Source organism: Mesorhizobium sp. CO1-1-8, assembly GCF_020164875.1.
Classification (GTDB): domain Bacteria; phylum Pseudomonadota; class Alphaproteobacteria; order Rhizobiales; family Rhizobiaceae; genus Mesorhizobium.
Map to the genome: position 1 here is coordinate 60477 of NZ_JAIUGZ010000015.1, position 13833 is coordinate 74309.

A 13833-nucleotide genomic window follows, 5' to 3' on the forward strand; every position below is an offset into this window, starting at 1 on the left:
TCGGGTGTGCTAATGCCACATCCGTTTGGACAAATCCGGGGACAAACGGCAGCCTGCAAGGCCTTTTGATTTGAACAGAATCGAACGACTCACAAACAGGCGGCACCATCATTTGAGCGTCTGGCCGAAGTGGCTGACAGTGTTGGTTGTCGCTTTTGGTTTTGTTGCCGCGGCTGCGAGCGGAGCCAGCGCCGAAACACGGTCGCTGAAGCTTTATCATCTCCACACCCATGAGAAGGCCGAGATCGTCTACAAGCGCAACGGCCGCTACGTTCCCGAGGGTCTCAGGAAAATCAACATCATTTTGCGCGACTGGCGTCGCAACGAGCCGACCAAGATGGATCCGCGTCTGCTGGATCTGGTCTGGGAGGCGTATCGGGAAGCGGGTGCCACGGACTACATCCAGGTCGTCTGCGGCTATCGCTCGCCGTCGACGAACTCGATGCTGCGCGGCCGCAGCAGAGGCGTCGCCGAGAAGAGCCAGCACATGCTCGGCAAGGCGATGGATTTCTATATTCCCGGCGTGCCGCTCAAGAAGCTGCGTAACATCGGTCTCAAGATGCAGGGCGGCGGCGTCGGCTACTATCCGTCCTCGGGTTCGCCGTTCGTCCACATGGATGTCGGCAATGTGCGCCATTGGCCCGGTATCAGCCGGCAGGAACTGGTCGGCCTGTTCCCCAATGGCAAGACGCTGCATGTGCCGAGCGACGGCAGGCCGCTGCCCGGCTTTGAGCAGGCGCTCGCCTCCTACAAGGCGCGCAAGGGGTCAGGCTCGCCGGCCATCGAGATGGCCAGTGCTGGCGGCAGCAGCAAGAAATCAGGTGGCTTCCTGTCGGCTTTCTTTGGCGGCGGCGACGACGAGGCCGACGACAGCGCCGATGTCCAGACCGCTTCGGCCGCCCCCCCGCCCAAGGCGAGAAACCTGAAGCCGGCAGCGGCAGCCAAGACCAGCAACCTGCCGGGTATCGCCATCGTGGCGCCGGAGAATGCGCGGCGCGCCGAGATTCCGCAGGTGACCGAGCAGCAGGCTCCGGAGCCGGAAGAGGACACGCCGGAGACGATCATCGCGGCATTGCCGGCCCGAAGCATTCCGCTGCCGGATTTCGCACCGCGGCCGAAAGCCGATGTCGGCGCACAGCAGCCTGAGAACGTTCCTTTTGCGATGGCGGAGGCGACAGCCACCACCGAGCAGGCCGTGGCGACCGCGCATGCGCCGGCGAGCGTTCCTTTCGGCATGGCCGATGCAACGGCTTCGGCTGATTCGACCCAGGTCGCGGTCAACAACGTGCCGTTGCCGACATGGCGTCCCGACAATTCGCTGCCGGCCGCTCTGGCTGAGCCGCCCAGCAAGGATGTGCTGATGGCGCTGGCCGAGACGGCTGATCAAGGCAAGACCGCGACCGATGCGTTCTCGGTGCTGCCGACGGCGCGGCCCGAGATGGCCAGACCGGATGCGGTCAAGGCCGTGCTCGACGAGGCCAATGCCCAGGTCGGTGCCGCCGATTACCAGCTTGCTTCCTTGTCAGGATCCGAGCCGCGTTCGGCGTTCAACGATCCGGGCACCAACGCCGCATCACCGCGCGATGCTGTCGTTGCCCGTCCGGCCGGTTCCGATCCGGCCGCCGCGATCGGCGCCGGCGTCAAGACGACCCGCAAGGAATCGAGAGCCACCGCCCGCGACCTGAAGCCAGGCCCCAAGGCCATGGTGGTTGCGGCCGCACCGCAGGCCGCCCGCTGGGCATTGACCAGCGGCGAGCAGGTCGCCACCGTTTCAAGCGCGACGACGGCGCCGGGCTACGCCTACAGCATCGTGCACACGCCGCCGAGCGAGGTCTACACGGCCGGCTTCCAGCCGAGCAGCCAGATGGCCGATGCCAATCGCTTCACCGGCAACGCCGTCAAGTTCATGTCGGTAGCCCGCTTCCAGACCAAATGACGGCAAATCAATCGACAAAGCCGCGCCGGGCAACCAGCGCGGCTTTTTGCTGCGTGGCCGGATCCGGTCGCCCGGCCCGCCGGGTTCCGATCACGCCGGCCTGACATTGCCGTGATCGTGGAACGCCTTGCGCCGTCAACGGTTTCTCTCCCGTTCGTTCAAACCCGGGGATATCCATGAAGAAGATTCTATTGGCGTCGGTCATCGCTTTGGCAACCGTCTCGGCGGCCATCGCCCCTACGCTGGCCGAAACCATTGTCGTCAAGACCAACGATCATATGCATATGAAGAAGCACTGCAGGACCAAGCTGGTCACGACCTGGAAGCACCATCACAAAGTGGTCAGGGAGATCCGGGTCTGCAACTGATCCCAGCTCAAAGCAGCTCTTTTAAAAACATCTGGCAAACCCGGTCGACGCAAGTCGGCCGGGTTTTTTCATGCCCGCATTGAAAGCCTTATTTTGCGAGCTTGCTCGCCGCGCGCGCCAGGGCTTCGATCTCGTCCCACTTGCCGGCCTTGACCAAGTCATCGGGCGCCACCCAGGAGCCACCGACGCAGACCACGTTGGGAAGGCTTAGATAGTCGGGCGCGTTCTTGGCGGAGATGCCGCCGGTCGGGCAGAATTTCACATCGGCGAGCGGCGAGGCGAAGGCCTTCAGCGAAGCGATGCCGCCCGACTGCTCGGCCGGGAAGAATTTGAGAAAGCGCAAGCCGGCTTCCCGCGCCGCCATGATCTCGCCAGGCGTGATGGCACCGGGCAGCAACGGAACATCGCTGCCGGCGGCTGCCGCCAGAAGCTCGCGGGTGATGCCGGGGCTGACGATGAACCGAGAGCCCGCGTCGGCTGCCTCTTCGAACTGCCTGCTATCGAGAATAGTGCCGGCGCCGACGATGGCTTCCTCGACTTCACCAGCCACTCGTCGGATCGCTTCCAGTGCGTCGGCGGTCCTCAGCGTGATCTCGATAGCCGGCAGGCCGCCGCGTGCCAGCGCGCGTGCCAGCGGCACCGCATCGGCGACGTCAGAGATCTTCAGCACCGGGATGACCGGCTGGCCGTTGAGGAGCGACAGGAGTTTTTCGGTCTTGCTGGGCACGTGTCTCTCCGTGGCGTGGGACAATTCAACCGATTAGCAGAAGGCTGTTTTCCTGTCCACGAAACCGACCGTGTCGCGATGTCACGCGTCGCCCATGCTTAGCTTGACAAAGGCGGCTGCCAACTCGGCGGTGTCGGCAGCTTTTGTGCCGGCAGCTTTTCAGGATAGGAATTTTTTCTTGACTCCCGACCTCAGCTATGGTACAAATTCGCCCATGGTGCAGATTTGCGCCAGTGACCAGCCGAACAGCATGCCTGCTTTGCCTTGAATCGGCTTGCTCGAGCGTTTAGTTGCTTCGGCAATGACATCACTTCCACCCTTCCGCGTCGCAGCGCTCTACCGGTTTGCCCGGCTCGACGCTTTCGAAGAACTGCGCGCGCCGCTCGCCGCCTTCTGCTGCGCGCGCGGCGTCAAGGGCACGCTGCTTCTGGCGCATGAAGGCATCAACGGCACCGTCGCCGGCAGCGAGACGGCAATTGCCGAACTGATCTTGTATCTCGAAGCCATCGAAGGGCTGGCGGGCCTCGAGGTCAAGTACAGCGCAGCCGCGGACATGCCGTTCCACCGCATGAAGGTGCGGCTGAAGCGCGAGATCGTCACCATGGGTGTCGATGACATCGATCCTTCGAAAAGTGCCGGCACCTACGTCGCGCCGACCGACTGGAACGCGCTGATTTCGAAGCCCGGTACTGTCATCATCGACACGCGCAACGCCTATGAGGTGTCGATCGGCACGTTCAAGGGTGCGATCGATCCGGCCACCGCAAGCTTTCGCGAGTTCCCGGCCTGGGTGGAAGCGCATCGGGCGGAGCTCGAAGGCCGCAAGGTGGCGATGTTCTGCACCGGCGGCATACGCTGCGAAAAGGCAACCGCCTATGTCAAATCACTCGGCTTCGAGGATGTCTTTCATCTCAAGGGCGGCATCCTCAAATACCTCGAAGAGGTTCCGGCCGAACAGAGCCTCTGGCAAGGCGAGTGCTTCGTCTTCGACGAGCGGGTTTCGGTGTCGCACGGCCTCGCCGAGGGCGAAGCGGAACTGTGCCGCGCCTGCCGCCACCCGCTGACGCCGGGCGACCTGACGTCGCCCAAATTCGCCGCCGGTGTTTCGTGCCCGCATTGCTTCGATGCGCGTTCGGACGAGGACCGCCAGCGTTATGCCGAGCGCCAGCGCCAGGTCGAGCTTGCGCAGGCGCGGGGCAGGGGGCCGCATATCGGCTCCTGATCCAGGCGTCGTGGTGCTGCAAAGCGGCTGCCTGTCATTGCAATGTCAAGTTTCGGGACCTACGTCTTCGACGTTCGAAACCTGCCCGTTCGGCCGGGCAAATCCTGGAGGCACTGAATGTTCGATCCCAAGAAGCTTCTCGACGATCTGCTCGGCTCGCAAATCCCCGGCGCCAGCGGCACAGTTCGCGACAAGGCAGGGCAGGCCGTGCAGATGGCCAAGGACAATCCGCTGGCCGCCGGTGCGCTGGCTGCGGTGCTGCTCGGAACCGGTACTGGTCGTAACGTGACGGGCGCCGCGGTGAAGCTTGGCGGACTGGCTGCCATCGGCGGTCTCGCCTACAAGGCCTACCAGAACTACAAGGCCGGCAACGCACCCGTGGAAGCGCCGGCGGCCGGCGAACCGGAATTGCTGCCGCCGCCCAAGGACACCGCCTTCCACCCGTCGCAGGCGCCGCAAGGTGAGGACGAATTCACGCTGACCCTGATACGGGCGATGATCTCGGCGGCGAAGGCCGATGGCCATATCGACGATGAAGAGCGCCAGAAAATCGCCGGCAAGCTCAGCCTGGCCGGCATAGGCTCCGATGCTGAAAAGTTCCTGATGGCGGAGCTGGCGAGCCCGCTCGACCTCGACACGCTGGTGACTGGGGCCAAGACCGATGCGCAGAAGCTCGAACTCTACACGGCGTCGCGCCTGACCATCGATCCCGACACACGCGCCGAGCGCGGTTATCTCGACCTTCTTGCCGGCCGGCTCGGCCTGCCGGACGCGCTGGTCGACCATGTCGAGGCGACAGTTTCGGCGGCCAAGGTCCCGGCCAAGGCCGGGACGTCACCCAATCCGCGCTGGTAGGCCAAAACGGCACAGGGCGCACTCTCCGGCTTAACCTCTCGTTAACCCAGCAAGCGCATCATTCTACCCAGTCGGATCGGCTTTCCTCCTCCCAAGCCCGGTTCAGATCAGGGGCGGTCGCCAATGACCGCCCTTTTTGTCGGCCCGATCTGTTCGCCCGACTACGACCTTTTCCGACAGCCGAATTCGACTTTTCGCGATCGTGCTCCTGTGCTCTGCTTGCCATCGGCGCCGCCATTTGCGATGCCTTTGGTCTTACGCCAACCCTGAAAATCAGGCGGGCACGCACCGCGATGCCGGAGGACAACAATCATGACCGAGCAAAGAACCGCCATCGTCACGGGGGCCGGCACGGGCATCGGCAAGAGCGTCGCCACGGCGCTGCTCAAGGCCGGCTGGAACACGGTGTTTTGCGGACGCCGCAAATCCGTGCTGGATGCAGCCGTGGCCGAGGCCGGGCCCACCGACGCTAAGGCCCTGGCGGTTGCCTGCGATATCAGCAAGGCAGGCGAGGTCGACGATCTGTTCGAGACCGTGGCGGCGGCCTTCGGCCGTGTCGACCTGCTCTTCAACAATGCCGGCATGGGCTACAAATCGACGCCGATCGACGAGATACCGGTCGAAGTGTGGAACGATATCGTCGGCGTCAACCTCACCGGTTCGTTCCTGTGTGCCCGCGCCGCCTTCGGCGCCATGCGCAAGCAGAAGCCGATGGGTGGCCGCATCATCAACAATGGCTCAGTGTCGGCCTATGCGCCGCGTCCGGGCTCGGTGCCCTATACAGCGACCAAGCATGCCATTACCGGGCTGACCAAGACGCTTGCGCTCGACGGCCGGCCCTATGACATCGCCTGCGGCCAGATCGACATCGGCAATGCGCTGACCGATATGGCGCAGCCGATGACGGTCGGCGTGCCGCAGGCCAACGGCTCGATATCAGCCGAAGCGGTGATGGACGTTCAGCGCGTCGCCGACGCCGTCGTCCACATGGCCAGCCTGCCGCTCGACGCCAACGTGCTCTTCATGACGGTGATGGCGACCAAGATGCCGTTTGTCGGGCGAGGGTAGTTATTTCCCCGCCAGCGGCACGCCGGGCTTGAAAAGCAGAATGGGCCTGATCTCGTAAACGGCGGTGGGATTGACGCGGCGCAGGTCGCGGGCGATCGCGATTGCCGCGTCTCTCGTGGTACAGTCGACCACATAGAGGCCGAGCAACTGTTCCTTGGTTTCGGCGAACGGGCCGTCGATGATTATGCCGTCGCCGGGGCCGCGCAGCGTGCAAGCGTCGTTTGTCGCGCCCAGACGCGCGGACGGTCCAAGCGTGCCTTCCTCATGAAGCCGGGTGTTGATCTTCAGCAGCTCGGCCATCAGCGCCGCATCTTCCTGCGGCGTCAGCGCCTTGATCGCATCTTCCACGTGATAGGCAAGGATTGCATAGAACATCCGGGGCACCTGCTTCGATCCTGATCCAGCGGAGCGTAGCTGTTCCCAACACGCACGCCCAGCCCTGGCCGTACGTCTCCGGACGCATCATGACATCATTGTCTTCAGTCGCAACCACCCGGCACCAGCCCGCTTTGAACCTCACTTCGCCAGGAACGCTCCGATCCGCTCCAGCGCGAGCAAGATGTTCTCCTCGGAATTGGCGTAGGAGAGCCTGATATAGCCTTCGCCGAGAATGCCGAAATCGGGGCCGCCGATCAGTGCCACGCCGGCCTCGTCGAGCAGCGCAGAGGCCAGCTTCTTCGCCTTCCAGCCGGTCTTCGAGACGTTGGGGAAGGCGTAGAAGGCGCCCTTGGGCGTGATGCAGGACATGTTGGGCAGGGCGTTCAGTCCCTCGACGACGATCTTCCTGCGTCGGTCGAAGGCGCGCATCATCTTGTCGACGTCGTCCTGCGGGCCGTCGATTGCGGCGATGCCGGCGAATTGGCTTGGCGCGTTGACGCAGGACCAGCAGTTGACCGCCAGCTTGCGCACCTTGTCGTAGAGATGGGCGCCCTTGTCGCCATTCGGCCAGATCGACCAGCCCATACGCCAGCCGGTCATCGCCCAGGTCTTCGACCAGCCATTGAGCACGATCAGCCGGTCGCGGATCTCGGGAAAGCCGAGCAGCGAGCAATGCGTCTCGCCATCATAGGTCATGACGTCGTAGATCTCGTCGGAGAGGATGGCGACGTGCGGATGCGCCTCCAGCCCCTTCACCAGTTTCTCGATCTCGGCACGGGGCGTGACCCCGCCGGTCGGATTGGCCGGCGAGTTGAGGATCAGCAGCCTGGTCTTCGAGGTGATCAGGGCCAGCGTCTCCTCGGCGGAGAAGGCAAAGCCGTTTTCCTCGCGCATCGGCACGGGAATAGGGGCTGCACCGGTGAACTCGATCATCGAGCGATAGATGGGGAAGCCCGGATCGGGATAGAGAATTTCGGCGCCAGGTTCGCCGAACATCAGGATCGCCGCGAACATGGTCGGCTTGCCGCCGGGCAGGATCATCACCGTTTCGGGGGATACTTCGACACCGGTGGTGGTCAGCGTGCGCCGCACCACCGCCTCGCGCGTCGCCAGCAGGCCGTTGGCCGGCGTGTAGCCGTGGTGACCGTCACGCAGCGCCTTGATCGCCGCCTCGACGATGTGCTGCGGCGTCTTGAAGTCCGGCTGGCCGATGCCGAGATTGACGATGTCGCGGCCTTCTTGGGCAAGTGCTGTGGCCCTCGCGAGCACGGCAAAGGCATTTTCTTCGCCAAGGCGGTCGAAGGCCGAAATCGTGTGGAGCATTTTTCCCGTCCGTGTGGTTCTTGCTGTTGGGTCGCGTTTTTGTGAGCCTCGGGCCGCAAAAGTCAAACGGATTGGAGCGTTCGGTGTCGGAAAATCTCACGGATTGGCAACCGCGTCCGCGGCCCGAACGCAAGACTATCGACGGCCGGTACGTCCGGCTTGAGCCGCTGAGTGCTGCAAAACACGGCGACGGCCTCTATGAAGCGTCCTCCGTGTCCGACATCGACGGCCGCTTCGCCTGGTTGCCCGACTATCCGTCGGAAACCCGTGCCGCTTTCCAGCCATGGCTGGACAAGGTCGAGGCCAGCGAGGATCCGCTGTTCTTCACCGTCATCGACAAGGCCAGCGGCAAGGTCGCCGGACGCCAGACGCTGATGCGCATCGATCCGGCGCACGGCGTCATCGAGATCGGCAACATCTATTGGGGGCCGCTCATCTCGCGCAAGCCGGGAGCAACCGAAGCGCAGTTCCTGTTCATGAAATACATCTTCGACGAACTCGGCTACCGCCGCTACGAATGGAAGTGTAATAACCGCAACGAGCCATCGAAGCGGGCCGCCGAACGGTTCGGCTTCAAGTTCGAAGGCATTTTCCGCCAGCATCTCATCGTCAAGGGTGAAAACCGCGACACCGCGTGGTATTCGATCATCGACAAGGAGTGGCCGGCGCTGCGCAGTGCCTATGAGGCGTGGCTCGATCCGGCCAATTTCGATGGCGACGGCCAACAGAAGCGGCGGCTCGAGGATTGTCGCGCGGAATTTGGCGCTTAGGAGTTCACCATTGGCACACACCCACGATCACAGCGGGCACGATCACGGCCCTGGTCGTGTGCATGGCTCGACCGATAAGAAACGCGTTCTGATCGCAGCCTGCCTGACCGGCGGCTTCATGGTCGCCGAAGCACTTGGCGGCATCCTCACCGGGTCGCTGGCGCTGCTGGCCGATGCCGGCCACATGCTCGCCGACTCGATCGCGCTCGGCCTTGCCTGGTATGCGTTTCATCTTGGCGGCCGGCCGGCGACCGTTCGCCTCACCTACGGCTTCGGCCGGGTCAAGACGCTGGTGGCCTATACCAACGGCATTGCCATCTTCGTCATCGCGCTATGGATCGCCTATGAAGCGTGGGGGCGCCTGCAGGCGCCGGCGCCGGTGCTTGGCGGGCCGATGCTGGCGGTGGCGATCCTCGGTCTGCTGGTCAATATCGGCTCGTTCTTCGTGCTGCATGGCGGCGACCGCGAGAGCCTGAACATGCGCGGCGCCATCCTGCATGTGCTTGGCGACCTGCTCGGCTCGGCGGCGGCCATCGCGGCGGCGCTGGTCATCCTGGCGACCGGCTGGACGCCGATCGACCCGATCCTGTCGGTCCTGGTCTCGCTGCTGATCCTCTACACGGCGTGGTCGCTGATGCGTGAAGCCGCCCATGTCCTGCTCGAGGGCGTGCCGCCAAGCCTCGACCGAGATCTGATCGCCAGGGATATCGAGAAGACGATCCAGGGCGTGCGCGAAGTGCACCACATGCATGTCTGGTCGCTTGACGGGACCAGCAACATGGCGACGCTGCATGCCTGTCTCGACGAGGGCGTGGATGCGCATCAGGCGGTGAGTGCCGTCAAGAAGCGGCTTGCCAGCGAGCATGGCATCAGCCATGCCACCGTGGAACCGGAATTCGGCCAGTGCGCCGACGATGGCGACGACCATGAGCACGACGACGGGCACGAGCATGGGCACGAGCATGAAGCGGCTGCATATCACGACCACCATCACTAGGACCGGATCGATCGATGTCGATTGTCCTGCCTCAGGAGTTGCAAAATCTTGAAAACCAGCTTGACGAACGCCCGCTGCCCGGACGCGGCATGATGGACCGCGACACCAGGAATGCTCTTATCGCTGCCGTGTGGATCATGCTTCTGTTCGGTATCGGCGCCTACTATCTGCCGACCGTGATGCTGGCTCTCGGCAGCCTTTCGACCGTGCTCGCCGGCGCCTTTGGCATCGTCTTCGTGCTGGCGTTCTTCTCGGTGTTCTGGCTGCGGGCCCGCAACCAGCGCAAAAACCAGGGTAAATAGGCAAGGGATTTTCGACATGCGCATTCTGATCACTGGCGCCGCGGGTATGGTCGGCCGCAAGCTTATCGCCCGGCTCGCCAAGGACGGCACGCTGCGGGGCCGCAAGATCACGGCGCTCGATTTACACGATATCGTGCCACCACAGGCGCCGAGCCTGGATGGCGTCAGCGTCACGCTGCACACCGGCGATCTCGCCGAAGCGGGGGCCACTGAGCGCCTAGTCGCATCGCGTCCCGATGTCGTGTTCCATCTCGCGGGCATCGTATCGGGCGAGGCGGAAGCCAATTTCGATCTCGGCTACCGCGTCAATCTCGACGGTACGCGCGCCCTGTTCGATGCCATCCGGGTGGCGGGCTTTGCACCGCGCGTCGTCTTCACCTCGTCGATCGCGGTGTTCGGCGCGCCGTTTCCGGACGTCATTCCCGATGAGTTCCATCCGACGCCGCTGACCTCCTACGGCACCCAGAAGCAGATGAGCGAAGCGCTGCTGGCCGACTATTCCAGGCGCGGCTTCTTCGACGGCATCGGCATCAGGCTGCCGACCATCTGCGTGCGGCCGGGCAAGCCGAACAAGGCGGCCTCGGGCTTCTTCTCCGGCATCATTCGCGAGCCCTTGAGCGGCCACGAGGCGATCCTGCCGGTGCCGCGCTCGGTCGTGCACACGCACGCCAGCCCGCGCTCGGCGGTCAATTTCCTGATCCATGCGGCGGAAATCGACGGCGCCGCGGTCGGGCCGCGCCGCAACCTGACCATGCCCGGCGTCGCCGTCACCGTCGGCGAGCAGATCGACGCGCTGGAACGCATCGCCGGGTCAGAGGTGGTGAAACTGATCCGTGAGGAGCCGGACGCGACGATCTGGGCGATCGTCAAGGGTTGGCCGACAAGGTTCGAGGCGAAGCGGTCACGGGAGCTCGGCTTCAGCGCCGAAAAGAGTTTTGACGAGATCATCCGCGCCCATATCGAGGATGAACTGGACGGCAAGATCGCGGGTTAGATCTGTCCGCCGGCGCTGGGCATCATCCGCCCGACGCCAGGCTCGCCGACAGCAGCAGCAGCCCGAACAGGAACACGAAGGCGGCGCCGCCGATCTCGACGATCGAGTGGATGCGGTTGCCCATGCGGCCGTCACCGGCAAAATAGACCGCCCAGTTCTTGGCGGTCACCGCCAGTGTCGCCAGTGCCGAAACGGTGATGGCGGTGCCAAGCGACATCGCCAGCACCGACAGCAGGCCGCCGAGCCAGAGCCCGTTGAGCAGGGCGAAACTGAGCACGATCAGCGCGCCGGAGCAGGGGCGGATGCCGACCGCTGCCACCGCCGTCCACGCCGTACGCCAGTCGAAGCGGTCACCCGACAGCAGTGCCGGGTCGGGTGCGTGCGAATGGCCGCAGGTGTCGCAGACCTCACCGGCCGCGTGATCGTGATGGGCATGATCGTGTGTGGCATGATCATGGTCGTGATCATGCGCGCCGTGGTCGTGATGATCGTGGGAATGGTTGTGCGCGTGGTCGTGATCGTCATGCGGGTGCAGGGCGTGCGAATGGGCATGCGCCGGATGGCTGTGAGCGGTATGCGAATGACCCGCATGCGAGTGGCCGCCATGCGAATGTCCACCATGAGAATGACGGGCATGAGCCGCCGACAGGCTGTAGGCGGGGCCTTCGCCAAACAGGCGCAGGACGGCGGGTCCGAGCTTGCGCCACAGCAGCCACGCGCCGAACAGGGTGACGAAGACGAAGCTCATGATCTCCATGAACCAGGCTGCGTCCGTCATCGAGACGGAGGTGCCGCGCAGGACGAAGTAGGCGACCCCCATCACCGCGACCGCCGTCAGGCCCTGCAGCAGCGCCGAGACGAAGGACAAGAGGATGCCGCGCCGCAGCGCCACCTCATTGGCCACCATGTAGGACGAGATCACCGCCTTGCCGTGGCCGGGGCCGGCGGCATGGAAAATACCGTAGGCGAAGGACAGGCCGACGAGTATCCAGATCTTGCTGCCGTCCTGGCGCATCGCCTTCATCGCCGTTGCCAGCGCGCGGTAGAATTCCTGCTGCCTGAGATTGATCCACATCAGGATATGGGCGAACGGGCCGGTGGTGGGCGCCATGCCGTCATTGACGCCGATGCCGAGCGAACTCTGGGCATGAGCGGCGTCGGCGGCATGCATCATGGCGACAGTGAGGGCCAACAGGCCGAATGCCAAACGCAGGGACGGTTTCGTCACCGGCTTCATCCTTCTGGCTGACAGGTCAGTTCGAGCTTGGTGGCGAAGATCTTGCTCATGTCGGTGCCGGTCGGATCGTTGAAAAAGGCATCGGTGAGGGTCTTCTGGTTTTCCTTGATGGCCTCGTCCGGGTCCGGACGGACCACCTTGCTGGTGCAGTTCGAGGGCAGGCCTTCAACCGTGATGTTGGAGTCCTCGGTGAAGTCGATTGCCGTGTAGAATGTCGGGTCGTAGACGCCGATATCGATCTTGCCGTTGAGCTTGATCGGCACCTTCGGTTCGGACTCGAACAGGATGATCAGTTGATCGTTGTCGAAGTTGGCCATCAGATGCGGCGGCGGCGTCATCGGCACGTCCTTGCCATCAACGGTGACGAGCTGGAAATAATTGAACTCGGCCAGCGAGGCATGAACGGTGTCGGCGACTTCCTTCAGCTCCTTGTCGTCGAGCTTCAGGTCGGAGTTCTTGTCGAACTCCATCATCACCGTCGAGGAAAACAGATCGTCGAAGCGCCAGAGATGACGCAGGGCCTTCACGCTTTGGTGATCCGGGGAGAGAATCACATCGAGGCGGGCCTCGGCGAAGACATGCGGATGCACGTAAGCCGGTCCAGCGGCGGCAAAAGTAGCCGCCAAGGCCGAAGCCAGCATGATTGCGTGCCGTTTCAGGTGCATTCTCGGTCGCGATTCCATAGGCCTCGGAAGAGTTGCCGAGAGTTACCAGAAAGGGGGCGAAATTGGGACCGCGAGACTGTCGACGCCGGTCAGCCAGCCTCGCGCGTCCTGAACCACTGCACCAAAAAGTCGACGAAGACGCGGACTTTCGCCGGCAGATAGCGGCGGTGCGGGTAGACGGCGAAGATGCCGCCGCCTGAGAGGATACGGTCATCCATCACCGCCACCAGCCGGCCGCTTGCGAGGTCGGGCGCGGCGATGAAATCCGGCAGGACGGTAAATCCGAGCCCCGCCACGGCCGCGGCTCTCGCCGTCATCGGGCTGTTGACCTCGACCGGACCAGACACCGAAACGCTCACCGGGTCGCCATTGTCGCCCTTGAACGGCCAGTTGTTCAGTCCGCGGCCATTGGTGTCGACGATGCAAGGCATGCGGCTGAGATCCTGCGGCCGTGTCGGCATGCCATGCTTGGCGATCAGTTCGGGGGAGGCGCAGAGCTTTATCGAAAACGGCGCCAGTCGCCTGGCGATCAGCGATGAGTTCTCCAGCCGCGAGATGCGCACCGCAAGGTCGAAGCCTTCCTCGACCAGATCGACGAAGCGGTCGTCGAGCTGGATGTCGAGCACGATGTCGGGATGCTGCTTGGCGAAGTCGATCAGCGACTGGCCGATCGGCGCATCGGCGAAGGTACGCGGCGCCGAAAGCTTGATCCGGCCGCGCACGTCGCCGGAGGATTCACGCACCGCGTCGGCCAGGCTGTCGACCTCGCGCACGATCTCCGAGGCGCGCCGGTAATAGGTGTGGCCGGCCTCTGTCATCGAGAACTGGCGCGTGGTGCGGTTGAGCAGCAAAGCGCCGAGTTCGTCCTCCAGCTCGCGCACATATTTCGACAGCAAGGCCTTGGAACGGCCGATCTTGCGCGCCGCCGCCGAAAAGCCCTCGGCCTCGACCACGTCGATGAAGGCACGCATGCGCGTCAGTGTGTCCATGG

General features: G+C 63.8%; 15 protein-coding genes. 9 read left to right on the forward strand and 6 right to left on the reverse strand.

The features are described 5' to 3' along the window. Nucleotides 1–112 precede the first annotated feature (112 nt). Nucleotides 113–1936, forward strand: coding sequence for a DUF882 domain-containing protein (locus LB558_RS25475; protein ID WP_224700089.1), 1824 nt, complete (start codon nt 113–115; stop codon nt 1934–1936). A 176-nt stretch (nt 1937–2112) separates the two neighbouring features. After that, nucleotides 2113–2304 (forward strand): hypothetical protein, encoded by a 192-nt coding sequence (locus tag LB558_RS25480; protein ID WP_224700090.1) that lies wholly within the window; start codon nt 2113–2115, stop codon nt 2302–2304. Nucleotides 2305–2392: 88 nt separating this feature from the next. Here LB558_RS25480 and LB558_RS25485 read toward each other — a convergent pair whose 3' ends face one another. Beyond that, nucleotides 2393–3031 (reverse strand): 2-dehydro-3-deoxy-phosphogluconate aldolase, encoded by a 639-nt coding sequence (locus LB558_RS25485; RefSeq protein WP_224700091.1) that lies wholly within the window; start codon nt 3029–3031, stop codon nt 2393–2395. Between the two features lie 301 nt (nt 3032–3332). Between LB558_RS25485 and LB558_RS25490 the strand changes: the two genes are divergently transcribed. From LB558_RS25490 to LB558_RS25500, 3 genes are all read left to right on the forward strand, one after another. Next, nucleotides 3333–4253, forward strand: coding sequence for a rhodanese-related sulfurtransferase (locus LB558_RS25490; RefSeq protein ID WP_224700092.1), 921 nt, complete (start codon nt 3333–3335; stop codon nt 4251–4253). Nucleotides 4254–4370: 117 nt separating this feature from the next. After that, on the forward strand, nt 4371–5108 hold the full coding sequence (locus tag LB558_RS25495; protein WP_224700093.1) for a tellurite resistance TerB family protein: 738 nt from the start codon (nt 4371–4373) through the stop codon (nt 5106–5108). A 312-nt stretch (nt 5109–5420) separates the two neighbouring features. Further along, complete coding sequence (locus LB558_RS25500) at nt 5421–6176, forward strand: SDR family oxidoreductase (RefSeq protein WP_127259995.1); 756 nt, start codon at nt 5421–5423, stop codon at nt 6174–6176. Here the strand turns inward: LB558_RS25500 and LB558_RS25505 are convergent, their stop codons facing one another. Both LB558_RS25505 and LB558_RS25510 read right to left on the reverse strand, forming a co-directional pair. Then, nucleotides 6177–6551 (reverse strand): YciI family protein, encoded by a 375-nt coding sequence (locus LB558_RS25505; protein WP_224700094.1) that lies wholly within the window; start codon nt 6549–6551, stop codon nt 6177–6179. A gap of 141 nt (nt 6552–6692) precedes the next feature. Continuing rightward, nucleotides 6693–7877 (reverse strand): pyridoxal phosphate-dependent aminotransferase, encoded by a 1185-nt coding sequence (locus LB558_RS25510; RefSeq protein WP_224700095.1) that lies wholly within the window; start codon nt 7875–7877, stop codon nt 6693–6695. An 83-nt stretch (nt 7878–7960) separates the two neighbouring features. Between LB558_RS25510 and LB558_RS25515 the strand changes: the two genes are divergently transcribed. The 4 genes from LB558_RS25515 (at nt 7961) to denD (ending at nt 10940) form a co-directional block, all read left to right on the forward strand. Continuing rightward, nucleotides 7961–8647 carry a GNAT family N-acetyltransferase gene (locus LB558_RS25515; RefSeq protein ID WP_224700096.1) on the forward strand — a complete coding sequence of 229 codons (687 nt, stop codon included), beginning with the start codon at nt 7961–7963 and terminating at the stop codon, nt 8645–8647. Between the two features lie 10 nt (nt 8648–8657). After that, a complete protein-coding gene (locus LB558_RS25520; protein WP_224700097.1) occupies nt 8658–9644 on the forward strand; it encodes a cation diffusion facilitator family transporter in 987 nt (328 codons plus the stop codon). Between the two features lie 89 nt (nt 9645–9733). After that, the gene (locus LB558_RS25525) at nt 9734–9946 is read left to right on the forward strand and encodes a hypothetical protein (RefSeq protein WP_126071175.1); all 213 of its coding nucleotides are present in this window, start codon (nt 9734–9736) and stop codon (nt 9944–9946) included. A gap of 16 nt (nt 9947–9962) precedes the next feature. Then, a complete protein-coding gene (gene denD, locus LB558_RS25530) occupies nt 9963–10940 on the forward strand; it encodes a D-erythronate dehydrogenase (RefSeq protein ID WP_224700098.1) in 978 nt (325 codons plus the stop codon). Nucleotides 10941–10962: 22 nt separating this feature from the next. Here the strand turns inward: denD and LB558_RS25535 are convergent, their stop codons facing one another. The 3 genes from LB558_RS25535 to LB558_RS25545 all read right to left on the reverse strand — a co-directional run bounded on the left by LB558_RS25535 (nt 10963) and on the right by LB558_RS25545 (nt 13831). Continuing rightward, nucleotides 10963–12177, reverse strand: a complete 1215-nt coding sequence (locus tag LB558_RS25535) for a nickel/cobalt transporter (protein ID WP_224700099.1) — start codon at nt 12175–12177, stop codon at nt 10963–10965. After that, nucleotides 12174–12842 carry a DUF1007 family protein gene (locus tag LB558_RS25540; protein WP_224700100.1) on the reverse strand — a complete coding sequence of 223 codons (669 nt, stop codon included), beginning with the start codon at nt 12840–12842 and terminating at the stop codon, nt 12174–12176. The genes LB558_RS25535 and LB558_RS25540 overlap by 4 nt, the downstream gene beginning before the upstream one ends. Before the next feature lie 89 nt (nt 12843–12931). Next, a complete protein-coding gene (locus LB558_RS25545; RefSeq protein WP_023810038.1) occupies nt 12932–13831 on the reverse strand; it encodes a LysR family transcriptional regulator in 900 nt (299 codons plus the stop codon). Between the last annotated feature and the right edge of the window lie 2 nt (nt 13832–13833).